The sequence below is a fragment of the Actinomadura rudentiformis genome (genome assembly GCF_008923185.1).
Lineage (GTDB): Bacteria > Actinomycetota > Actinomycetes > Streptosporangiales > Streptosporangiaceae > Spirillospora > Spirillospora rudentiformis.
Map to the genome: position 1 here is coordinate 190818 of NZ_WBMT01000020.1, position 22114 is coordinate 212931.

The following is a 22114-nucleotide window of genomic DNA, read 5'->3' on the forward strand; positions in this document are numbered from 1 at the left end:
CGTGGACAACCCACCGGGCACCGTGCGCGGGATCATTTCGTGCGTGCGCGCAGATGCATCCGCTGGCCTTGCTGCCCGAAGATGATGAGCAGTTCGAGCGGCCGGCTGCCGGCGTTGGCGATGGCGTGCGGGACACGGGTGTCGAACTCGGCGGCCTCACCGGCGTCCAGGAGGAAGTCCTCCTCGCCGAGAGCGAGCCGCAATGTGCCGGTGAGGACGTAGAGCCACTCGTAACCCTCGTGCACCTGCTGGTCGAGCCGTTCGGGTACCTGTGCGGGCACCGGCAGGACCTGCTTGAACGCGTTGAGCCCGCCCGGATCACGGGACAGTGGCACCCACACCACGCCATCACGGTTCACCGGCCGCGGATGAATGCGCGGATCACCCGTTGCCGGCGCACCGACCAGTTCGTCGAGCGGCATGCGGTACGCCCGCGCCAGAGGCAGCAGCACCTCCAGCGTGGGGCGCCGCTGACCCGACTCGATCCGCGACAGCGTGCTGACGGACATCCCCGTCAACTCCGCGAGTTGCTCCAGAGTCGATCCGCGCCGCTTGCGGATCGCGCGCAACCGTGGCCCGACCGCGTCGAGAGTGGCGTAGAGGTCCTCGCTCATGGAGCCAGTTTGCGCTTTCCGCAAGTTCTTTTCCACCTTCGGCCCCGCCGCCGCACAGTGAGCGCATGACCAGACCAGAACAAGCCATCCCACCAGAGGAATCCCCACGTGCTAGCACTCCGCTCACGACGAGGGCGACGATCCCAGCTGGTCCACGAGCAGCCGGGCAGGACACAGCCGGACACGCACTGACCTGAGCGCATGTGCCATGCCCCGCAACCCCCACCGCCTCGTCCCCGGTGTCGAGACCGTCGTCGCCGACCTGCGGGATCCGGAATCGGTCGCCGGGGCGCTCCGGCGGGGCGCACGCCCCGCCCTCTCTTCGCTCACATCAGTGAGTGGTCAACCACATACATAGGAGTCACGGCATGCGGAAGCCGGGCACGGGCGCGGCCCTCGCGGCGCTGGCCGCCGCCCAGTTCACGGTCATGCTCGCCACCTCGATCGTGAACGTCGCGCTGCCGCAGATCCGCGACGGCGCCGGGCTGTCGGACGGTGGCACGACGTGGGTCGTCAACGCCTACGGCCTGGCCTTCGGGGCGCTGCTGCTGGCCGGCGGGCGGGCCGCCGACCTGCTCGGGCACCGCCGGGTCCTGCTCGCAGGGCTCGCCGCGTTCGGGGGCGCCTCGCTCGTCGCCGCGCTCGCCACCGCACCGGGCCCGCTGATCGCCGCCCGCGCCGCCCAGGGCGCCGGCGCCGCGGCCATCGCGCCCGCCGCCCTGGCCCTGGTCATGAGCCTCTTCCCGCCGGGTCCCAGGCGGGGGAGAGCGCTGGGGGTCTGGGGAGCGGTCTCCGGCGCGGGCGGCGCGGCCGGAGTCCTGCTCGGCGGCCTTGTCACCCAGGCATGGGGCTGGCCCGCGATCTTCTACACCGTCGCCGCCGGGTCCCTCGCCGTCCTCGCCGCCGTCGCCATCGCGGTCCCGCAGCCCGGTAGGCGGGCGGCCGGACGGTTCGACGCGCTGGGCACGGCCGCGGTCACGCTCGCCCTGACCAGCCTGGTGTGGGGCCTGACGACCGCCCGCGACCAAGGCTGGACGGACGGGCGCGTGCTCGGCGCCTTCGCGGTCTCCGTGCTCCTGGGAGCGGTGTTCGTCCTCGCCGAGCGCCGCCACCCCGACCCGCTGGTCCCTCCCCGGCTGCTGGCCGGAGGCCGGGTGGTGGCCGGGAACGCGCTGATGGCCCTGTTCGGCTCGGTGTGGATCGCCCTGTTCTTCTTCCTGCCGCTCTACCAACAGCAGGTACTCGGCCAGAGCCCCCTGCTCACCGGGCTGGGCCAGCTCCCCCTAGCCGGTGCGATCATGGCCGGTTCCGCGCTGGCGCCGCGGCTCACCGCCCGGATCGGCGCCGCCTCCGCCCTGCCGGCCGCCCTGCTCGCCGAAGCCGCCGGACTGCTGTGGCTGTCCCGGATCAGCGTGGACGGCTCCTACCTCACCGATGTCCTCGGCCCGAGCGTCCTGGTCGGCCTCGGCCTGAGCGTCGCCTTCGTGCGGCTCACCGACCTGTCCCTGGACGGCGTCGCCAAGCAGGACGCGGGCGTGGCCGGGGGCCTGGTGAACACCACACGCCAGGTCGGCGGCGCCATCGGCCTCGCCGTCCTGGCCACCCTCGCGGGATCGCTCACCGCGAACTCCACCCGACCGCCCCTGGAAGCCCTCACCGACGGCTACCGCACCGCCTTCGCGGTGTCCGTCGGCCTCCTGACCGCGACGGCGCTGCTCGCCGCGTATCTGACCCGCTCCACCCGTCCCGCTGAAAGGAAGACCGCCATGCGCACCATCGACGATACCGCCCCCGTGATCGTCCGCCTGTCCACCACCATCGACGCACCCCTGGAGAAGGTGTGGGCCCTGCACACCGGCATCGACGCCTGGCCGAGCTGGAACGCCGACATCGACAACGCCGTCGCCGACGGACCGGTCGAGCCCGGCGGCTCCTTCCGCTGGCGGACCCACGGCCTCGACATCACCTCCACGGTCTACGAGGTGATCCCGGGCGAGCGCATCGTGTGGGGCGGTCCCGCGAGCGGCATCGACGGCGTCCACGTCTGGACGTTCGCGGCCGACGGCGACCGCGTCACCGTCCGCACCGAGGAGTCCTGGAGCGGCGCCCCCGTCGAGGCCGCGGCCGACCAGCTCGGCCAGGCACTCCAGCAGTCCCTCGAATCCTGGCTCGCCGCCCTGAAGGACCGCGCCGAGCAGCCCGCCTGACACACCGCGAAGACAGCTCGCCCAACCCAGGGAGAAGGAGTCCGGCATGACCGCCAAGCCTTACCTGATCGGCCACTACGCCCCCGCCGTCGACGAGATCACCGCGACCGGCCTCACCGTCGAGGGCCACCTGCCGCCCGAGCTGAACGGACGGCTCATCCGCAACAGCCACAACCCCAAGCCGGGCGTCACCCCGACCCACTGGTTCAAGGGCAGCGGCATGGTCCACGGCATCCGGCTGCGCGACGGCCGCGCCGAGTGGTACCGCAACCGCTGGGTCCGCACGCCCGCCCTCGACGGCGCGCCTTACATGACCGAGCGCGGCCCCGACCTGACCGCCAGCACCGCCGGCACCCACGTCATCGAGCACGGCGGACGCCTGCTGGCCCTGTCCGAGGCCAACTTCCCGTTCGAACTCGACGCCGACCTGGAGACCATCGGCGCCTATGACTTCGACGGCAAACTCAGCAGCGCCATGACCGCGCACCCCAAGACCGACCCGGTCACCGGCGAACTGCACTTCTTCGGCTCCTCGCCGTTCCCGCCGTTCCTCGTCTACTACATCGCCGATGCCAAGGGGCAGATCGTCCACAGCGCCGAGATCCCCGGCGCGACCGCGTCCCTCAAGCACGACTTCGCCATCACCCGCAACCACATCGTGTTCGTCGAGGGCTCGGTCACCTTCGACCCGGCCGAGCACTCCGGCATCCCCTACGGGTGGAGCGACGACCAGCCGCCCCGCATCGGCGTCATGCCCCGCACCAGCGACGGCGCCGGAAAGATCCGCTGGTTCTCCATCGAGCCCGGCAACATGCTCCACGCCGGCAACGCCTACGAGGACGCCCAGGGCCGCATCGTCCTGGAAGGCCCCACCGTCGACCGAGAGGGCTTCCAGCTGTCCTGGAACTGGTGGGTCGGTGCGCCGGGGCGCGGCACCGAGCCCAACACCCGCTCCTACACCCGCCGCTGGGTCATCGACCTCGTCCACGGCAGCGTGGACGAGCAGAACATCGACGACCTCGCCGTGGAGTTCCCGACCCTCAACGAGGACTACCTCGGGTCGGAGCACCGCTACCAGTACGCCGTCTCCTTTCCCGACCAGGACGGCAACGGCGGCTACGGCATCGTCAAGTACGACCGCGCCACCGGCGCGCGCCGCGTCCACCAGGCCGGTGACGCCCGCCTGCCCAGCGAGGCGGTGTTCGTCCCCGCCGACAACGCCACGAACGAGGACGACGGCTACCTGCTCACCGTCATCTCCGACCTCAAGCAGGACTCCTCCCGCCTCCTGGTCCTGGACGCCTCCGGCTTCGACCAGATCGCCGCCGTCCACCTTCCTCGCCGCGTCACCGCCGGCATCCACGGCTCATGGATCCCCGACACCGACGATTGATCCCCCGCCCAGGGGCGGCCCGGCCCGGCTTGATCCGCTTGATCAGCAGCAGGTGCCCGGCCTCGTCGATCAGGATCGCCCTGGCCGACCGCTTCACCACCGACTGCACCGAGACTCCTCACCAGCATCACGTCCATCTCAGCAGACCAAGGTCACCACGCGGGCGAGGACGCCGCTGAGCTGGCCCAGGTCTTCGAGGCCGTCCTCGACTCCCGTAGCTGTCAGGAGTGAACGGTGAAACGGGGGCTGGCGTGGCTGAGGATCGCCGGTTCGGGTGAGGTGCCCCAGTGGGCGGCGAGTTCCTTGGCCACCGTCTCGATGAGCCGGGGGACGTCCTCTGCGGCGGTGTCGTGGAGGCCCTCGGCGACGATGAGCACGTCGGTGGTGGTGTCGCGGACGACTGAGAGGCCGCTCTGGCGGTTGGTCCAGCGGCGGGCGTGGGATCGGCCCGCGCCGTCCGCGAAGATCACCTCGTCCGGCGCGGGGTGTTCGATGTCGCCGCCGAACGTCAGGTAGCTCTCGTCGCCGGTGGCGTGGCGCACCTCCAGATCTCCTGTGATCTTGGACAGGTCGAGGGCGGCGACCGGGACGGCGAACGCGAGGGAGATCGCGTTGCAGAGGTCGACCAGCGGGTGGAGCCGGGGGAGCGTGCTCTCCTTGCGGAAGCGGCGCAGCAGGGCCTCCGAGGCGCAGCGGTACTGCGTCGGCTTGAGGCCCATCGAGGCGAACGCGCGCCGCCAGGCCTGGATCTCGGGGAGGTCGCTCTCGGAAGAGGAACCCAGCCGTTCCTTCGCCGTGGCGAAGTAGGGGGAGAGATCGGGCGCGGGCGAGGCGTCGATGCCGCTGGCGGACAGAACGCCCGCGACGAGGCCGGGGTGTTCCGACCAGAGGCGTGGTGAGTGCTGGAAGTACATGGGTTCCTTAGCGGGCGGCGAAGGCGAGCTTGGCGCCGAGAGAGACGAACGAACCGGCGAAGACGCGGCGCATCCAGGTCATGACGCGCGGCCTGGAGGTCACCTGCGACCGGACCGAGGCGGCGAGGATGCCGTACGCGGCGAAGACGACGAACGTGAGCAGCATGAAGACGGTGCTCAGCTCCAGCATCCGGACGAGCGAGTCGGGCTCGCCCACGCTCACGAACTGCGGCAGGAAGGCGAAGAAGAACATCGTCAGCTTCGGGTTCAGGATGTTGATCAGCACGCCGGAAACGATCGTCCGGGTCGCCGACCGCGGCGGTGCCCCCTCACCCTCCACCACGAGCGCGTCCTTGTCCCGGAGGGTCGCCCAGGCCATGTAGAGCAGGTAGGCCACCCCCAGGTACTTCAGGGTCTGGAAGGCGACGGCGCTCGTGTGGAGCACGGCCGCGACGCCGGTGATCGTCGCCAGCATGTGCGGGACGATGCCGAGCGTGCAGCCGAAGGCCGCCACGACGCTGGCGCGGCGGCCATGGGAGAGGCCCGCCGCGAGGGTGTAGATGACGCCGGTGCCCGGCGTGGCGACCACGATGAGCGTGGTCAGCAGGAACGCGATGCTCACTCGTGCCAGCTTGGTGGCACTATGGATCGGTGAACAGGTCCAATGACGATACTGTCGAGCGGTCCATAGGCTCGGACTTCCTCCAGCTGAACGTGGCGGACGCGCCGATGGGCGGGCTGTCCGAATGGCTGGCCGCGCAACTGCGGAACGCGATCGCCGACGGGCGGCTGCCGGTCGGCGGGAGGCTGCCCGCCACCCGCGTGCTGGCGGCGGAGCTGAAGGTCTCGCGCGGCGTCGTCACCGAGGCCTACCAGCGCCTGGCCGAGGTCGGCCACGTCGTGGGCCGCGGCCGAGCAGGCACGATCGTCGTTGCGGCCCCCGTGACACCCCCTCCACCGGCCGACGCCAGGCCGGACGCGGGTGTCTTCGACGCCGAGCCGGGTGCGGACATCTTCGACAGGATGCGGGCCGCGCCCGCCAGGATCGACCTGTCACCCGGCGTGCCCGATCTGACCGCGTTCCCCCGCGCCGCCTGGCTGCGCGCGGAACGTTCGGTGCTCGCCGACGCCGACCTCGGCTACGGCGACCCGCGCGGTGCTTCCGCGCTGCGGCGGGCCGTCGCGAACTGGCTGGCCCGCAACCGCGGGATCCGGGCGGACGCGGGCGAGGTGGTGATCGTCGCCGGGACCTCCCAGGCACTCGGCCTGCTGGCAGCCGTCCTCCGCGACGACGGCATCGGAACCGTGGCGGTGGAGGACCCGGGCTCGCTGGGCGTCCAGCAGCATCTGCGGGACTCGGGCATGCGCACCCCGCCGATACCGGTCGACTCCCAGGGCGTCCGAGTGGACGCGCTGCAAGCCGGCGGAGCACCCGCCGCGCTGCTCACACCCGCCCACCAGTTCCCGACCGGCGTGGTCCTCAGCGGTGAACGGCGCCGCGCCCTCATGCGGTGGGGCGGGCTGATCATCGAGGACGACTACGACGCGGAACACCGGTACGACCGGGCGCCCGTGCCCGCGCTGAAGTCGATGCTCCCGAAGCACGTCTGCTACGCGGGCAGCGTGTCCAAACTGCTGGCCCCGGCGTTGCGCGTGGGCTGGGTGCTCGTGCCTCCCCGCTACCTGGACGCCCTCGTGGCGGCCAAGCGGTTCGCGGACCTGGGCAACGCCGTGCTGCCGCAGCTGGTGCTGGCGCGACTGATGGAGTCGGGCCAGTTGGAACGCCATCTGCGTTCGCTCCGCCGGCGCCACCGCCACCGCCGCGACACGATGATCGACGCCATCCGCACACACCTCCCGCAGGCGACGGTGCACGGCGCCGCCGCGGGCCTGCACCTGATGATCACGTTCGACGCGCCGGACCTGGACCTCGCCGCCGCCGCCCTGGACCACGGCGTCAAGGTCCAGCCCCTCTCCTGGCACAACCAGCGATCAACCCGCCAGGGCCTCGTCCTCGGCTACGCCGCCACCAACCCGTCCGACATCAGAGACGCCATGGCCACCCTGGGCAAACTCCTGGCCTAGAACATCGCGGTCAGTTGACCGGGGGGCGTTCCGGCTCGGTCGGGAGTTCTTCGCCCAGCAGTTCGGCGGCCACGTGGATGGTGCGGCGGCGGCTGCTGCGGGCGCGGTTGCGGAGCTGGTCGAACGCCTCGGCGGAGTCGAGACCGCGGTCGGCCATCAGGAAGCCGATCGCGCGTTCGATCATCACCCGGTTGCGGAGGGCGTACTCCAGTTGCCGTGCCAGGGTGCTGGTGTGCTCGGCGGCGAGGGCGGCCGAGATGGTCTCCTCGATCAGGTCGGCGTACGCGGGCAGGCCGTGCAGGTCGGCCTCGTCCCAGTTCCGCGGCCGGTGCGAATGCAGGTTCAGGCAGCCGACCGGGGTGCCGGTGAGCCGCACGGGCGCGCCCACGACGCCGCGCACTCCGTTCGGGTCGCGGGCGAGGGTGGCGGCCAGGCCAGGCCAGCGCTGGTCGCTGAGGAGATCCGGGCAGGCGGTCACCCGGCCGTGCACGTAGGCGTCGACGCACGGGCCCTCGCCGAGCTCGGCCTGGGCGACCTCCAGTCGCCGGCCGGTCTCGTCTGTCGCCGTCACGTAGCGGAGCGCCCCGTTCCCATCGGTGAACATGAGTCCGGCCCCGTCGCAGTCGAACAACCGGTGGACCGCCGTGACGACCTTGGCCAGCGCACGTTGCAGATCCGCCTCTCGCGGCGGGTGCGACAACATGCGGAGGCTGGCATCCAGGGCCTCCGGATCGAGATGCATCGTGGCCTTCCTCCTACCTGACATTCACGGATCATTGGGGTACCCCTGAAAGGGGGCTCGACACCGAGCGGCCCTGCGGGTCAGAGGCGAGCAGGTAGAGAATCGCCGCAATGACCTGCGCGAGTTCGCGGCCGACGGCGAGTTGCCGGGAGGGCCAGTCGTGGGCCGTCCGGTCGTACAAATCCAGCGCCCCGGTGACGACCCTGCCGACGCGGATCGGCACCGAGAGCACGGCGCGGACGGAGCCCGAGTAGGGGGCGAGTTCGGGATGACCGTGGGGATAGCCGGTCAGCAGGTCTTCGATGCCCACCGGGCATCCGGACACCATGCAGCGGAAGGCCGGGCCGGAGCCGATGGTGACCTGGGCGTGCGCCAGGGCTCTGCACGCGGCGTCGCTGCCTCCGATCGCGCGCGGCTTGCCGTCGCTGACCAGGATGAGCCCCGACCCCCCGACGTCCGCGGCGGCCGCCGTGGACGCCAACGTGGACGCGAGTACATCCATGATCGACGCCCTGCGGCACTCCGTGCTGTTGCGCGGCACCTCAACGTCCTCCGCCGCCTGACGATCCGCAGGGGGCAGGGCGGATGCGTGAATGGACTCACCGTAGCCTGTTCGATCGCGGTGCGGAGGGTGTTCCATCATTGCGAAACCAGGAGGTCGGGCCGATGGCGGTCAATGATCACCGATGCCGCCGTCGACCGTCAGATCGGCGCGTCCGCGTGTCCTGTCAGCGGCGAAATGGCGTTCCTCGCGAGCGGCCCAGCCGTCCCACGCCGCGGCCCACTCCGCGCCGTCGCGGGCCAGGGCGCGCGCCCGCCGGACGTCCCTGGGCGCGTCGATCCAGATCCGGTACGCGGCAGGGGACTCCCGCCACGCCGCCCCCACGCCCTCCACGATCAGCACGGGGGCCGGCGGGATCTCCTCTTCGACGCCGTACGAGTCGCGCCGCCAGTCGTACCGCCGCAGCCTTGCCGGACGTCCCGCGCACAAAGGGTCGAGCACCGTCACGCGCAGCGGCTCCCACCAGGTCAGCGGGTCGGCGTCCCACGGCACGCGGAAGTCGTCGGACCGGACCACCGGAGCGCCACCGAGCGCCTCGGCGAGCGCGTCCGCCAAGGTCGACTTGCCCGCACCGCTCGGCCCGTCGACGGCCACGACCCGCACCGGCCCGCACGACGGCGGCAGCCTGAGGAGCCGCGCGGCCAGCCCCCGGACGTCGACCACAGGACGGAATACTCGCAGAGCGGATACTGGCCAGGTGCAGGGGACTCCGGGAGGGCGAATGATGGATCTGCTCGGCGGTGAGCAGGCCGACCACGGCGAGGCGGTGCGGGTCGGTGACCGGGCGGTGTCGCGGGAGGGACTGTTCGGCTGGGCGGCCGGCGTGGCGGCCGAGATCCGGGGCGCGGACGTCGTGGCGGTCCACGCGACGCCGACGCTGGAGACCGTCGCCGCCGTGGTGGGCGGGCTCCTGGCCGGCGTTCCGGTGGTCCCGTTGCCGCCCGACTCGGGCCCGGCCGAACGCGACCACATCCTCCGGGATTCGGGCGCGCGGTTCGTGCTGGCGGCGCGTGGTGCCTACGAGGGGGAGGGCCCGCCGGTCATCCCGGTCGACGGGCTCTCCGGAAGCGGGCCGGAGGCAGGCACCCCTGCCGATGCGACGGCGCTGATCCTTTACACCAGCGGCACGACGGGCGCGCCCAAAGGCGTGCTCGTGTCCCGGGCTGCCATGGCCGCCGGATTGGATGCGCTGGCCGAGGCCTGGGCGTGGACGCCCGAGGACGTGGTCGTGCACGGACTCCCGCTCTTCCACGTTCACGGCCTGGTCCTGGGAGTCCTGGGGGCCCTGCGGGTCGGCTCGCCGCTCGTCCACACCGGGCGTCCGCGTGCCGAGGCCTACGCGGCGGCACGTTCGCGCGGCGGGTCGCTCTACTTCGGAGTGCCGACCGTATGGTCGCGGGTCTGTGACGCCCCTGCCTCAGCCCAGGAACTGCGGCGCGCGCGCCTCCTGGTCTCGGGGAGCGCGCCCCTGCCTGTCCCGGTGTTCGAACGCCTGGAGGCGCTGACCGGCCACCGCCCAGTGGAACGCTACGGAATGACCGAGACCCTCATCACGGTGAGCGCGCGCGCCGACGGCGACAGACGCCCGGGGTACGTGGGTACGCCCCTCCGAGGCGTGGAGACCAAGCTCGTGGCCGAGGATGGCTCACCCAGCCCTGCGGACGGCGAGACTCCTGGCGAGCTCCATGTCCGAGCTCCGATGCTCTTCAGCGGATATCTCAACCGGCCCGAGGCCACCGCCGAGGCCCTGGGCGCGGACGGCTGGTTCCGCACGGGCGACATCGCCACGATCGGGGCCGACGGCTGGCATCGGATCGTCGGCAGGGCCTCGACCGACCTCATCAAGAGCGGCGGCTACCGGATCGGTGCCGGCGAGGTGGAGAACGCCTTGCTGGCGCACCCGGCCGTGCGGGAGGCCGCCGTCATCGGGACCCCGCACGCCGACCTGGGCGAGCAGGTCACCGCCTTCGTGGTGGCCGAAGGCATCGAGAGCGAACAGCTGATCGACTTCGTGGCCGAACGCCTCTCCACCCACAAGCGCCCCCGGATCGTCCACCTGGTGGAGACCCTGCCCCGCAACGCCATGGGAAAGGTAGTGAAAACCCGCCTCCACCCCTGACCCACCCTGGAGACCTCATGATTCAGCTTCTCCGCAACGCCCGGCTCGTAGGGCGCGACGGCCTCTGTGACATCGAGTTCGACGGGGAGCGGTTCGGGCGTGTCGTGCCGGCGGGGGAGGGCGCCGGGGCACAGTCCCTGGATGTGGACGGTGCGCTGGTCAGCGCACCTTTCGTCGAACCGCACGTTCATCTCGACACGACGCTGACCGCGGGCGAACCTCGCTGGAACGCCTCCGGTTCGTTGTGGGAGGGCATCGCGGTCTGGAGCGAACGCAAGCGGACGCTCACCCGCGAAGACGTGATCTCCCGCGCCACCGAGGTGCTCCGGTGGTACGCGGCGAACGGTGTCCTGCACGTTCGCAGCCACGTGGACGTCACCGACCCTGGGCTTGTCGCGCTGGACGCCATGTTCGAAGTGCGCGAACAGGTCCGTGACGTTCTCAACCTGCAGCTGGTGGCTTTTCCGCAGGAGGGCATCTGCTCGTACGAGAACGGTGCCGGGTTGCTCGAGGAGGCGGCACGGCGCGGTGTGGACGTCATCGGCGCCATCCCGCACTTCGAGGACACCCGTGAGGACGGCGTCCGGTCGCTGGAGATCGCGTTCGGCATCGCGGAGCGGTACGGGCTGCTGGTCGACGCGCACTGCGACGAGATCGACGACGAGCAGTCGAGGTTCGTGGAGGTGCTGGCCACGCTCGCCCGGCGCGGCGGGATCGGCGACAAGGCCACGGCGTCGCACACCACCGCGATGGGCTCGTACAACGGCGCCTACTCCTACAAGCTGCGGAGGATCCTCGCCCGCTCGGGCATCAATCTCGTCTGCAATCCGCTCGCCAACCTCTGCCTGCAGGGCCGGTTCGACGACCATCCGAAGCGGCGTGGCCTCACGCAGGTCAAGGAGATGCTCGGCGCAGGGGTGAACGTGGCGTTCGGGCACGACGACGTGATGGACCCGTGGTTCCCGCTGGGCACCGCCTCGCCACTGCAGGTCGCGCTGGTCGGCATCGCGGCCGCGCAGCTCACCGGCGCCGCCGAGATCGACGAGGCGTTCGCCATGGTCACCGAACGCGCCGCGAGCGTGCTGCACCTGGGCGACGCGTACGGCATCGAACCGGGCCGCCCCGCCGACCTGGTCGTGCTGCCCGCCGCATCCCCGTTCGACGCCGTACGCCGCCAAACGCGGCCGAGCCACGTCGTGTCGCGAGGCCGGATCATCGCCGAGACCCCTCCCGCTTCCACCCGTCTCACCTGGCCAGGGCGCGAGCCCGAGGACATCGACTTCGTCAGGAACCGCGACCGGAGAAGCCTGCGCTGAGCCGTGGCCTCAGCCGGCGGGAGCGAGGACGGGGAGGAGGCCGTGGACCAGGCTTTCGGCGAGGGACTTGGGAATCTCCTCACCGTCGACGCCTTCTCGGACGTAGTGCAGGAAGCCTTGCTGGAAGCAGGCACCCATCAGCAGCGCGGCCATCACGGGGATGTCGGCGTCCGGTGAGACGCGTCCGATCTGCTGCTCGCCGGCCAGGTAGGTCGCCAGCCAGTCGACGGCGACGTGCGGTCCCGCCTGGTACTTCCTCATCGAGTCGCGGGTCGCGGCCATGAGCTTCGGCTGTGCCGCCATCGACGCCATCATCGGGAACGAGCGCGTGTAGAAGCGAAGTGCGCCATGCGTGATCGCCACCAGGTTCTCCTCGACGGTGGCCTCGCCTGGATGCCGGATTCCGTTGAACGCGGGCATTCGCTCCTTGAGCACGTACGTCAGGAGCTCTTCCTTGTCACGGAAGTGTTTGTAGAGCAGCGCCTCCGAGCAGCCCGCGGCGCGCGCGATCTCCTTGGTGGTGGTGCTGGCGACCCCGCGCGTGCGCATGATCTCCGCGGCCGCGTCCAGGATCCGTTCACGTGTGCTCATCGGCCCCCGCTTGACAGGTGAGTGAAGACCTACCCACGATAATGGGGGTGAGTGAATGTTTACTAACCCCCAGCGGAGGGAGCGGCATGAAGCTCACGATCTTCGGGGCGACCGGCGGCACGGGCGTCGAGGTGGTGAGGCAGGCGGCCGACGCCGGCCACGAGGTCACCGCAGTGGTGCGCGACGAGTCCCGGCTGCCCGCCACCCTGCGGGAACGCATGACCGTCGTCGAGGCCGACGTCATGGACCCCGCGTCCATCGCCAGAGCCGTCAAGGACTGCGACGCCGTCATCAGCGCGATGGGATCACGCGGGGGCCGCGCCCCCACCACGGTCTGCGCGGACAGCTCCCGCAGCATCATCAGCGCGATGGACGCCGCCGGCGGCGGCGGGCGGCTGGTCATGGTCAGCGCCAGCGGACTGGCCGCCGACGCCGGTGACGACCCGTTCACCCGGTACGTGGTCAAGCCGATGATCCTGCAGCCGATCCTCAAGCACACGTTCACTGACATGCTCGTGGCCGAGCGGCAGGTGCGCGCCTCGGCGCTGAACTGGACCATCGTGCGCCCGCCGCGCCTCACCGACAAGCCCGCCAAGGGCACCTATCGCAGCGCCGTCGATCGCAACGTCCGCGGCGGGTGGATGATCACCAGGGCCGACCTCGCCAAGGCCCTGCTGGACGTCGTGGACGACCCGGCCTCCACGGGCCACATCGTCTCCGTCGCCAACTGACCGTGCCGTGGGTCAGAACGTGCCGTGGGTCAGAAGAGGTCGGGGCGGCGGTGGGCCAGGGCTGGGAGGAACGTGCGGACCTGGGACGTGACGGCAGGGTCCAGGTCGGCCACCCGGACGGCGGGGAACGGCCCCAGGTCGGCGACGACCGTGCCCATGGGGTCGATGAGCTGGCTGCGGCCCACGCCGCCAGGGGCGCCTCGCGGCGGCCTGGTGCGGTCGGGGGCCTTGTCCACGGCGACGACCCAGGTCGTGTTCTCGATCGCGCGGGCGCGGACCAGGGTCGTCCAGTGCTCTTCCTTGAAGACGCCCTGGGCCCAGGCAGCGGGGACGACCAGCACCTCCGCGCCCTGGTCGACCAGGGCGCGGGCGAGCTCGGGGAAACGGACGTCGTAGCAGGTGATCAGGCCGATCCGCGTGCCGGCCAGGTCGAGGACCACGGGTTCGCCGCCGGCTGCGACGTCGTCCGACTCGCGGTCGCCGAACGCGTCGAAGAGGTGGATCTTCCGGTACGAGCCGGCGAGGGTGCCCGTGGAGTCGATGCCGACGACGGTGTTGTAGACGCGGCCCTCGGGGGCGGGCTCGAAGACGCCCGCGATGATGGCGGTGCCGTGCTCGCGCGCGGCCTCACGGAGGGCGGTGACGAACGGGCCGTCCAGGGGCTCGGCGGCGTCCGCGAGGTCGTTGCCGAAACGCACCACGGTGGCCTCGGGGAACACCGCCAGGTCGACGCCGCCCGGTGTCGCCGAGGCTTCGGAGATGGCCTCCAGCGCCGTCCGCAGGTTCTCTTTGGGGTCGTCGCCGACAACGATCTGGCACAGGGCTACGCGCATGTCCCCAAGCGTACGTTGATCCCCCGTTAGTGCGGACGCTGCGTCTTCGGGGGTGTTTGGCTACGTGCGGGCGTTTTACATGACAGGTGTCATGTAAGGCGGGTTACAGGCGCGTCCGGAACGGGTGACAGCGGCTTCTACCGGGTGGCAGGGCGCCGGCGCGAGGGTTGGCGTATGCAGACCATTCTGGTGAACGAACTCCGGCAGAGGTACGGGGACTTCGAGGCGGTCGGCGGCATCTCGTTCGAGGTCGGGGAGGGTGAGCTGTTCGCGCTCCTCGGCACCAACGGGGCCGGGAAGACCACGACACTGGAGACGCTTGAGGGATTCCGGAACGCCGGCTCCGGCACCGTGCGGGTGCTCGGGCACGACCCGTACCGCGAGCGCCGGGCCCTCCGGCCGCAGCTGGGGATCATGCTGCAGGAGGCCGGGTTCTTCGCGGATCTGACCGTCGCCGAGACCGTCGACCAGTGGCGCCGGTTCACGCCGTCGCCCCGGGAGCGGGACGAGGTCCTCGGGATGGTCGGGCTGCCGCAGCAGACGGAGGTTCGGACCAGGCAACTCTCCGGTGGGCAGAAACGCCGCCTGGATCTGGCGCTGGCGCTGCTCGGGCGGCCCCGGGTGCTGTTCCTGGACGAGCCCACGACGGGCATGGACCCCGAGGCGCGGCACGCCACCTGGAAGATCGTCCGGGAGCTGGTCGCCGACGGCACGACGGTCCTGCTGACCACCCACTACCTGGAGGAGGCCGAGCAGCTCGCCGACCGGCTGGCGATCATGCACCGGGGCCGGATCGAGGTCGCCGGGACGGTGGCGGACGTGGTGGCCGGGCAGGGCGACCGGATCACGTTCCGGGTGCCGGACCGTGTCCCGGTCTCAGACCTGCCGACGCTGTGCGGAGCGGTCGCCGACATCGCGGTCGAGAGCGGCCGGGCCGTGGCCGGATACCGCGTTCAGGGTCTGCAGGCGTCGCTGTACGAGCTGCTGCGCTGGGCCGAGCACCATCGGCTCGAACTCGACGGCCTTCAGGCCCGTAGCGCCTCCCTCGAAGACGTCTTCCTCCACACGGCCGCCGCCACCCCGGAAGGAGCGGTCCGATGAACTCCTCGCGGCTCAAGGACCTTGTTCAGCCGATGAGCCTTTCGCATGTGCTCGCCGTCGCCCGGCTCGATCTGACGTTGCTGTTGCGCAATCGCAGCGTGCTCTTCTCCGTCGTCGGCATGCCGCTCCTGTTCGGCGGGATGTTGTTCGGTTTCCGGGGCCAGGAGACCGGCGGTTTGGACATGGCCCTCTTCGCCGGCACCGGCTACCTGGCGTTCTTCCTGGTCTTCGCCGTTTTCATGAACTTGGTGTCGGTCTTCACGGCCCGCCGCGAGGACCTCACCCTCAAGCGGCTGCGCAGCGGTTCGCTGTCCGATTCCGAGGTGTTCGGTGGCAGCCTCGTGGTGTCGGGAGCCATCTACCTGATCCAGGCGCTCCTGCTCGTGGTGGTGCTGGGCACGGCGCTGGGCGGGCCATGGCCGGCCAACCCGCTGCTGATGCTGGCCGGGATGCTCGCCGGGGTCGTGGTGTTCGCACTGCTGGCGTTCGCGATCTCGGGCCTGACCCCGAACGCGGACATGGCGCAGCTCACCGTGGTGCCGGTCATGTTCGCCTCGATGGCCGGGTCGGGCGTGATGTTCCCCCTCGAGTTCCTGCCCGGGGCCGCGCGCGAGGCGGCCGGGATGTTGCCGCTGAGCCCGCTCGTGGACATCGTCCGCACCGGCTACTTCGGCCAGGACCACACCGTCGGCGGCACCCAGTCGGACATCGGCTTCGTCGAGGCCTGGATCCGCTGCCTCAAGCCCTTCGCGGTGTTCGCCCTGTGGACCGTCGTCGGTCTCTGGTCGGCTCGCCGCTGGTTCCGCTGGGAACCACGGCACGCCTGACCCGGCCCGGCCACCACAAGGTCTGGATAGGGTTCCTGGCGAGAAAGGACGGAACGGGCAAATGGGCGTGGCGACGACGGCGGAGCTGGAAGAGCGGGCCGCCCGCGAGTTCGAGAAGTTCCGCCGCCTGACGTACCGCATGTTCCTGCTCTCCATGGTCACGCTCGTGGTGACGCCGGGGATGGCCCTGGTCCAGCGGTATGACGACGGCTCGCTTCACCTCTCCGTGCTCATCGCCGCCGTCACGGGGCTCGGCGCCTTCCTCTGGTGTTACATGCGGATGTTGCGCGGCTGGCTGCACGGCCGCGTGGACAGGCAGAGCATCGCGTTCGGCGGCGTCGCGGCGGGGGCACTGAGCGTCATGATCCTCTCGCACGGGCTCTGGACGCTCGTGCCGATCTTCTGGGCGGCCACGGCGGCCCCGCTCCTGCGGACCCGCCGCTGGACCACCCTCGTCATCCTCGGCACCGCCGCCTGGTGCACGCCGTTCATCCTGGCCGTCTCCGACCGGCCGCTGCGCTGGTACGCCGATCCCGCCCACTGGTACGTGATCCCCCTCGCGTTCGGGATCCTCGCGGTCAGCTGCGCCGTGGTGGTCTTCATCAACCGGTACCAGATGCGCATGTGGGACCTGCACCAGGAGGCGCACGCCTCGCGCCAGGCACAGGCCCGGCTCGCGGTCACCGAGGAACGCCTGCGCTTCTCCCGCGACCTGCACGACCTGCTCGGCCACAGCCTGTCCCTCATCGCGGTGAAGAGCGAGCTGGCCATGCGGATGGCCGAGGCCGACCCCGCCCGGGCCCGCGCCGAGATGGCCGACGTCCGGACCGCCGCCCGGGGTGCCCTGCGCGAGGTGCGCGCCGCCGTGCGCGGCTACCGCGCGGTCGAGCTCGACGCCGAGCTGGCCGGTGTGCGCGCCGTGCTGGAGGCGGCCGGAGTGCGCTGCGAGACCGCGCCCCCGCCGGACCTGCCACCGGAGATCCGATCGGTCCTGGCGTGGGTGATCCGGGAGGGCGCCACGAACGTGATCAAGCACAGCGAGGCGCGGCACTGCCGCATCTCGCTCGCCCTCTACGGTGAGTCCGTGGTCCTGGAGATGAGCAACGACGGCGTCCGCAGCCCCCGCGGCGACGCCGGATCCGGCCTGACCGGCCTGACCGAGCGGGTACGCGTGGTCGGCGGCGAGCTGACCGCCGGCCGCGACGGCCGCGACGGCTTCCTGCTGCGCGTCGTGATCCCCCTGCCCGCCGAGGACGCCGTGGAGCTCGCCGAGAGCGGGAGCCCGGTGTGATCAGGATCCTCCTGGCCGACGACGAACGCCTCATCCGCGGCGCCGTGGCCGCCCTGCTCGGCCTGGAGGGCGACCTGGAGGTCGTCGTCGAGCTCGGCCGCGGCGACGAGGTCGTGCCCGCCGTCGCCGAGCACGACCCGGACGTGGCGGTCCTGGACATCGACATGCCCGGCGCCGACGGCCTCTCCGTGGCCGAGGACCTCCAGCGCGCGGGCGCCCGCTGCGCGGTGTGCATCCTCACGAGCCTCGGCCGCCCGGGCTACCTGCGCCGCGCCATGGCCGCGGGCGTCCGCGGCTTCGTCGCCAAGGACGCCCCCACCGAGGAGCTCGCCGCCGCCATCCGCAAGGTCCACGAGGGCGGCCGCTACCTGGACGCCGAGCTCGCCGCCGCCGCGATGGCCGCCGGCGACAACCCCCTCACCGAACGTGAACGCGAGATCCTCCGGCTCATCGGCGCCGGCACCGAGACCGCCCGCATCGCCACCCTGCTCCATCTCACCGAGGGCACGGTCCGCAACTACCTCTCCAGCGCCATGGCCAAGCTCGGCGAGTCCAACCGCCTGGCCGCCGTCCGCGCCGCCCGGGAGACCGGCTGGATCTGACCCGTGCCTGGATCTGACCCGAGCCTGGATCTGACCCGTGCCTGGAACCGGGCTCTATGGTGGACGCCGTGGGAGAACCGCTCGTACCGCGCATGCAGGGATTCGGGACCACGATCTTCGCGGAGATGTCCGCGCTGGCCGTGGCGACGGGATCGATCAACCTCGGCCAGGGCTTCCCGGACACCGACGGCCCGCCCACGATGCTCGAGACGGCCGTCGAGGCGATCCGGTCGGGCGGCAACCAGTACCCGCCGGGGCCCGGCCTGCCCGAGCTGCGGGAGGCCGTCGCGGCGCAGCGGCTGGCACGGTACGGGCTGGAGTTCGATCCGGCGGCCGAGGTCTTCGTCACCGTGGGCGCCACGGAGGGCATCGCGGCGTCGGTGCTGGCGCTGGCCGGGCCCGGCGACGAGGTCATCGTCTTCGAGCCCTACTACGACTCGTACGCGGCGACGATCGCGCTGGCCGGGGCGATCCGGCGCCCGGTCACGCTGCGGCCGGTCGAGGGACGCTTCACGTTCGACCCCGACGAGCTGCGGGCGGCGGTGGGCCCACGGACGCGCGTCATCCTCGTCAACTCGCCGCACAACCCCGCGGGCACCGTGTTCACGCGGGAGGAGCTCGACGTCATCGCCGGGGTGTGCCGGGAGCACGACCTGATCGCGATCACCGACGAGGTGTACGAGTACCTGACGTTCGACGACGTCGAGCACATCCCGCTGGCCACGCTCGACGGCATGCGGGAACGGACCGTGTCGGTCTCCTCGACGGGCAAGACGTTCTCGGTCACGGGATGGAAGACCGGCTGGGTGACCGCGCCCGCCCGCTACATCCGGGCCGTGCAGACGGTGAAGCAGTTCCTGACCTATGCGACCGGCGGCCCGTGGCAGCGGGCGACGGCCTACGCGCTGCAGAACGAGCTGCCGTGGGTGGAGGAACTGCGCACGTCGCTACAGGCCAAGCGGGATCGCCTCATCACCGGGCTGGAAGCGGCCGGGTTCGCGACCTACCGGCCGCAGGGCACCTATTTCGTGCAGGCCGACATCCGGCCGCTGGGCTTCAGCGACGGCATGGAGCTCGCCCGGGCTCTGCCGGACAAGGCCGGGGTCGTCGCGATCCCGACGCAGGTCTTCTACGACCACGCCGAAGCCGGCGCGCACTTCGTGCGGTTCGCGTTCTGCAAAAAGGACGAGGTCATCGACGAGGCCGTGGAACGGCTGGCCAGGCTCCACTGATCTTTTCGGGGCCGGGATGTAAACGGGGCCGCTCCCGAGGGACTACCTCATGTCAATGATCCCGACCCCCTGGAGCGGAGGGCCTCCGTGGATGACCCCGAATCACGGTTCACGAGGCTGTATGACCAGAACTACCGGCGCGTTCTCGCGTACGCGCTCACCCATGCCGAGCCGCACACCGCCGAGGACATAGCGAGCGAGACGTTCCTGATCGCCTGGCGCAGGCTGGGCGACATCGGCGAGCCTCCGTTGCCATGGCTGCTCGGCGTCGCCCGCAACCTGCTGCACAAGCAGCGCAGTCACGGTCACAGGCGGCGCGTGCTCGCCGAACGGATCGCGGAGCTCACCGGTCCGGCCGACGTGGCCGCGTGGGACGTCGCCGAGCATGTCGTCGAACGCGAGACGGCCCTCGCCGCCGTGGCAGGCCTGTCCGAACGAGACCTCGAAGTGCTCTCCCTCGTCAACTGGCACGGCCTGGATCCACGGCAGGCGGCCAAGGTCGTGGGCTGTTCGAGCGCCGCGTTCTTCGTCCGCCTGCACCGCGCCCGCAAACGCCTCGCCAAGGCGCTGGAGAACGGCCCCGAGGCCGGTCCCGCCGCCGTTCAGCGCCCCGTATCCGCACCGGTCGCCAAGGAGGCGGCCCGATGAACCCCGGAGCGACCATGCCTCCCGCGACCGACCCCGACAAGACCTTCCAGGCCCTCCGCCCGGCAGCGCTGGACGACGCCGCCGAGTACGCCTACCAGCGGCGCCGCGACGACGATCTCGCAACGGCCATGCGCGCCGACACGATCACGGGCACGCGGAACGACGTCGTGTCGAGCCGGGCGCGGCGGCGGCCGGTGCTGCTGATCGCGGGGGTCGCCGCCGCGGCCTGTGCAGCCGCCGGTGTCATCGTCGCGACCGACCACGGAGACCAGACCCAGACGACGACGCCGGGGCGGGAGCAGGCCGCGCCGTACAGCGACGCTCGCAGCGTGCTGCTCGCCACCGCCCAGGCGGCCGAGCGCGATCCGGGCAAGCCCTCCCGCTACTGGTACGACAGGCAGCGCACGACGATGCGCGTCGCGGGCTCGATCCCGCAGATCAAGCAGCTCAAGAAGAAAGGCGGCGGCCCGCGCGTCAACAGGAAGGCCAGGCTGAAGATCCCGTTCACCGCGTACATCTCGCACACCCAGGAGCACTGGCTCGCCCGCGACAAGGGCGATGTCACCCGGTCCGTCGTCGGCATCGACCGCAAGACCACCTTCGCGTCCCCCGCCGACGAGGCGAAGTGGCGGGCGATGGGCTCGCCCGAGCTCGAATCGTGGTCGGCCAAGCGGCACGTCAACGACTACCGGGAGCCGATGCGGCTGACGATCGGCCAGCGGAACGTGACGTTCGCCGAGCTGTCGAGGCTGCCCACCGAGGCGGGCGCCCTGGCGGCTGAGCTGCGCCGCCGGTACAAGGCGGATGTCAACGACCCGAAGTACCCGCTCCAGGACAGCTTCACCCAGTATGTGTGGGCCACCGCGCAGGACCTGCTGGCGGGCCCGATCAAGCCGGGAACCCGCGCGGCCATGCTCAAGGTCCTGGCGGAGCAGCCGGGCCTGCGTCTCGTCGGCGAGGTCACCGACGAGAAGGGCCGCCGTGGCGTCTCGGTGGCGATGCCCGCAAGAGGGAAGCAGACTCACGTCAGCGGCGGCGACATCACCGAGTACCGGCTGATCGTCTCGCCGGAGACCGGCCGGCTCCTGTCGTACGAGGCGCGCGGATCCGATGGGCAGCGCCCGTTCCTCACCATGACCTACGAGGCGATGGGCTGGGTGAACGCGCTCGGCGCCCGGCCCTGACAGCCGCCGGGCCAATCGGGCCAGATTTGCCGAACGACCGGTGCTCCTTGGGCGGATTCTGCCCATGAGCGCCGGTCGTTTCGCGGATAGCGTCGGCCCGTGAACAGCCACACCGGGCCGCCGTTCGACGGCGAGCGGGCGGCCCAGCCGGCATCGTCCGGCGCGCGAGGACCGCTCGGCGGCGAGCGGGTCCTGATCGCGCTCGGCGGCAACGCGATGACCGCGCCGGACGGGAGCGCCACGCCGGCGGCGCAGGCGGCGGCGATCGCGGCCGCGATGGAGCATGTCGCCGATCTCGTCGCCGCGGGGGCCGAGGTCGCGCTGACGCACGGGAACGGCCCCCAGGTCGGCAATCTGCTGATCAAGAACCAGCTGGCCGCGCATGTGGTGCCGCCCGTGCCGCTGGACTGGTGCGGGGCGCAGACCCAGGCGACCATCGGCGTGCTGATCATGAACGCCCTGGAGCGGGCGCTGGCCGCGCGCGGGGTGTCCCGGCCCGTCGGCACGGTCGTCACCCGCACGCTGGTGGACGCCGCCGACCGCGGGTTCACCGATCCGGTCAAGCCGGTCGGCCGTTACTTCCCGGCGGCGGAGGCCGAGCGGTTCATGGCCATCGGCCAGTCGTGGAAGTCGTTCGGCGAACGCGGCTGGCGGCGGGTCGTGGCCTCACCCGATCCGCTGGAGATCCTGGACGCGGCGGCGGCCGAGGCGCTGCTGGCGGCGGGCCACATCGTGGTGGCGGCCGGAGGCGGGGGAGTGCCGGTCGTCCGGGAGAACGGGGCGTTCGCCGGCGTCGAGGCCGTCGTCGACAAGGACCTGGCGGCCCAGCTGCTCGCCCGGCGGCTGGGCGCCCGCACCCTGGTCATCGCCACCGACGTCGAGCACGTGATGGTGGGGTTCGGCACGCCGCGCGCCCGCCCGCTCCACCGGACGACCGTCGCCGAACTGCGCACCCTGGCCGCCGCGGGACATTTCGCCGGTGGCAGCATGGGGCCGAAGGTGGAGGCGTTGCTGCGCTTCATCGACGGCGGCGGGCGGCGCGCGGCGATCACCTCGCTCGACCGGATCACCGAGGCGGTCGAGGGCAAGGCCGGGACGACCATCGAACGCGAGGAGTGACAC

At 71.4% G+C, this 22114-nt stretch carries 22 protein-coding genes; 14 read left to right on the top strand and 8 right to left on the bottom strand.

The window, feature by feature from the left end; all coding sequences use genetic code 11:
- Positions 1-32: 32 nt before the first annotated feature.
- On the bottom strand, positions 33-614 hold the full coding sequence (locus F8566_RS36530) for a helix-turn-helix domain-containing protein (RefSeq protein ID WP_151566438.1): 582 nt from the start codon (positions 612-614) through the stop codon (positions 33-35).
- A 368-nt stretch (positions 615-982) separates the two neighbouring features.
- On the opposite strand from F8566_RS36530, the gene F8566_RS36535 reads away from it, so the two are divergent.
- Positions 983-2821: an MFS transporter gene (locus F8566_RS36535; protein WP_151566439.1), complete on the top strand. Its 1839-nt coding sequence runs from the start codon at positions 983-985 to the stop codon at positions 2819-2821.
- A gap of 46 nt (positions 2822-2867) precedes the next feature.
- Positions 2868-4214, top strand: coding sequence for a carotenoid oxygenase family protein (locus F8566_RS36540; protein ID WP_151566440.1), 1347 nt, complete (start codon positions 2868-2870; stop codon positions 4212-4214).
- A 221-nt stretch (positions 4215-4435) separates the two neighbouring features.
- Here the strand turns inward: F8566_RS36540 and F8566_RS36550 are convergent, their stop codons facing one another.
- Together F8566_RS36550 and F8566_RS36555 are read right to left on the bottom strand one after the other, a co-directional pair.
- The gene (locus F8566_RS36550) at positions 4436-5128 is read right to left on the bottom strand and encodes a B3/B4 domain-containing protein (protein WP_151566441.1); all 693 of its coding nucleotides are present in this window, start codon (positions 5126-5128) and stop codon (positions 4436-4438) included.
- A 7-nt stretch (positions 5129-5135) separates the two neighbouring features.
- Positions 5136-5750, bottom strand: coding sequence for a LysE family translocator (locus tag F8566_RS36555; protein ID WP_151566442.1), 615 nt, complete (start codon positions 5748-5750; stop codon positions 5136-5138).
- 29 nt (positions 5751-5779) lie between these two features.
- Here F8566_RS36555 and pdxR point away from each other — a divergent pair, with 29 nt between their 5' ends.
- Complete coding sequence (pdxR, locus tag F8566_RS36560) at positions 5780-7213, top strand: MocR-like pyridoxine biosynthesis transcription factor PdxR (RefSeq protein ID WP_225993828.1); 1434 nt, start codon at positions 5780-5782, stop codon at positions 7211-7213.
- A 10-nt stretch (positions 7214-7223) separates the two neighbouring features.
- Here the strand turns inward: pdxR and F8566_RS36565 are convergent, their stop codons facing one another.
- The 3 genes from F8566_RS36565 to F8566_RS36575 all read right to left on the bottom strand — a co-directional run bounded on the left by F8566_RS36565 (position 7224) and on the right by F8566_RS36575 (position 9180).
- Positions 7224-7955: a GAF and ANTAR domain-containing protein gene (locus F8566_RS36565; protein WP_192810042.1), complete on the bottom strand. Its 732-nt coding sequence runs from the start codon at positions 7953-7955 to the stop codon at positions 7224-7226.
- Between the two features lie 31 nt (positions 7956-7986).
- On the bottom strand, positions 7987-8457 hold the full coding sequence (locus F8566_RS36570; protein WP_192810043.1) for a GAF domain-containing protein: 471 nt from the start codon (positions 8455-8457) through the stop codon (positions 7987-7989).
- A 171-nt stretch (positions 8458-8628) separates the two neighbouring features.
- Positions 8629-9180: a uridine kinase family protein gene (locus tag F8566_RS36575; RefSeq protein WP_151566447.1), complete on the bottom strand. Its 552-nt coding sequence runs from the start codon at positions 9178-9180 to the stop codon at positions 8629-8631.
- A 58-nt stretch (positions 9181-9238) separates the two neighbouring features.
- Between F8566_RS36575 and F8566_RS36580 the strand changes: the two genes are divergently transcribed.
- Together F8566_RS36580 and codA are read left to right on the top strand one after the other, a co-directional pair.
- Positions 9239-10636, top strand: a complete 1398-nt coding sequence (locus F8566_RS36580) for an acyl-CoA synthetase (protein WP_225993829.1) — start codon at positions 9239-9241, stop codon at positions 10634-10636.
- Between the two features lie 17 nt (positions 10637-10653).
- Positions 10654-11952 (top strand): cytosine deaminase, encoded by a 1299-nt coding sequence (gene codA, locus F8566_RS36585; RefSeq protein WP_151566449.1) that lies wholly within the window; start codon positions 10654-10656, stop codon positions 11950-11952.
- Between the two features lie 9 nt (positions 11953-11961).
- Here the strand turns inward: codA and F8566_RS36590 are convergent, their stop codons facing one another.
- A complete protein-coding gene (locus F8566_RS36590; RefSeq protein ID WP_151566451.1) occupies positions 11962-12543 on the bottom strand; it encodes a TetR/AcrR family transcriptional regulator in 582 nt (193 codons plus the stop codon).
- An 86-nt stretch (positions 12544-12629) separates the two neighbouring features.
- Here F8566_RS36590 and F8566_RS36595 point away from each other — a divergent pair, with 86 nt between their 5' ends.
- Positions 12630-13274, top strand: coding sequence for an NAD(P)-dependent oxidoreductase (locus F8566_RS36595; RefSeq protein ID WP_151566453.1), 645 nt, complete (start codon positions 12630-12632; stop codon positions 13272-13274).
- Between the two features lie 29 nt (positions 13275-13303).
- Here the strand turns inward: F8566_RS36595 and F8566_RS36600 are convergent, their stop codons facing one another.
- Positions 13304-14107: a carbon-nitrogen hydrolase family protein gene (locus F8566_RS36600; protein ID WP_151566455.1), complete on the bottom strand. Its 804-nt coding sequence runs from the start codon at positions 14105-14107 to the stop codon at positions 13304-13306.
- A gap of 174 nt (positions 14108-14281) precedes the next feature.
- On the opposite strand from F8566_RS36600, the gene F8566_RS36605 reads away from it, so the two are divergent.
- The 8 genes from F8566_RS36605 (at position 14282) to F8566_RS36640 (ending at position 22111) form a co-directional block, all read left to right on the top strand.
- Entirely contained in the window at positions 14282-15208 is a 927-nt protein-coding gene (locus F8566_RS36605; RefSeq protein ID WP_151566457.1) for an ABC transporter ATP-binding protein, read from the top strand.
- Positions 15205-16035, top strand: a complete 831-nt coding sequence (locus F8566_RS36610) for an ABC transporter permease (RefSeq protein WP_151566459.1) — start codon at positions 15205-15207, stop codon at positions 16033-16035. Before F8566_RS36605 ends, F8566_RS36610 begins: the two co-directional genes overlap by 4 nt.
- Positions 16036-16096: 61 nt before the next feature.
- Positions 16097-17326 carry a sensor histidine kinase gene (locus tag F8566_RS36615; RefSeq protein ID WP_151566460.1) on the top strand — a complete coding sequence of 410 codons (1230 nt, stop codon included), beginning with the start codon at positions 16097-16099 and terminating at the stop codon, positions 17324-17326.
- The gene (locus F8566_RS36620; protein WP_151566462.1) at positions 17323-17928 is read left to right on the top strand and encodes a response regulator transcription factor; all 606 of its coding nucleotides are present in this window, start codon (positions 17323-17325) and stop codon (positions 17926-17928) included. Before F8566_RS36615 ends, F8566_RS36620 begins: the two co-directional genes overlap by 4 nt.
- 68 nt (positions 17929-17996) lie before the next feature.
- Positions 17997-19160, top strand: a complete 1164-nt coding sequence (locus F8566_RS36625; protein ID WP_151566464.1) for a pyridoxal phosphate-dependent aminotransferase — start codon at positions 17997-17999, stop codon at positions 19158-19160.
- Positions 19161-19247: 87 nt separating this feature from the next.
- The gene (locus F8566_RS36630; RefSeq protein ID WP_225993830.1) at positions 19248-19808 is read left to right on the top strand and encodes an RNA polymerase sigma factor; all 561 of its coding nucleotides are present in this window, start codon (positions 19248-19250) and stop codon (positions 19806-19808) included.
- Positions 19805-20992: a CU044_5270 family protein gene (locus tag F8566_RS36635; protein WP_151566466.1), complete on the top strand. Its 1188-nt coding sequence runs from the start codon at positions 19805-19807 to the stop codon at positions 20990-20992. Before F8566_RS36630 ends, F8566_RS36635 begins: the two co-directional genes overlap by 4 nt.
- A gap of 99 nt (positions 20993-21091) precedes the next feature.
- Entirely contained in the window at positions 21092-22111 is a 1020-nt protein-coding gene (locus F8566_RS36640) for a carbamate kinase (protein WP_225993831.1), read from the top strand.
- The last annotated feature ends 3 nt before the right edge of the window (positions 22112-22114 follow it).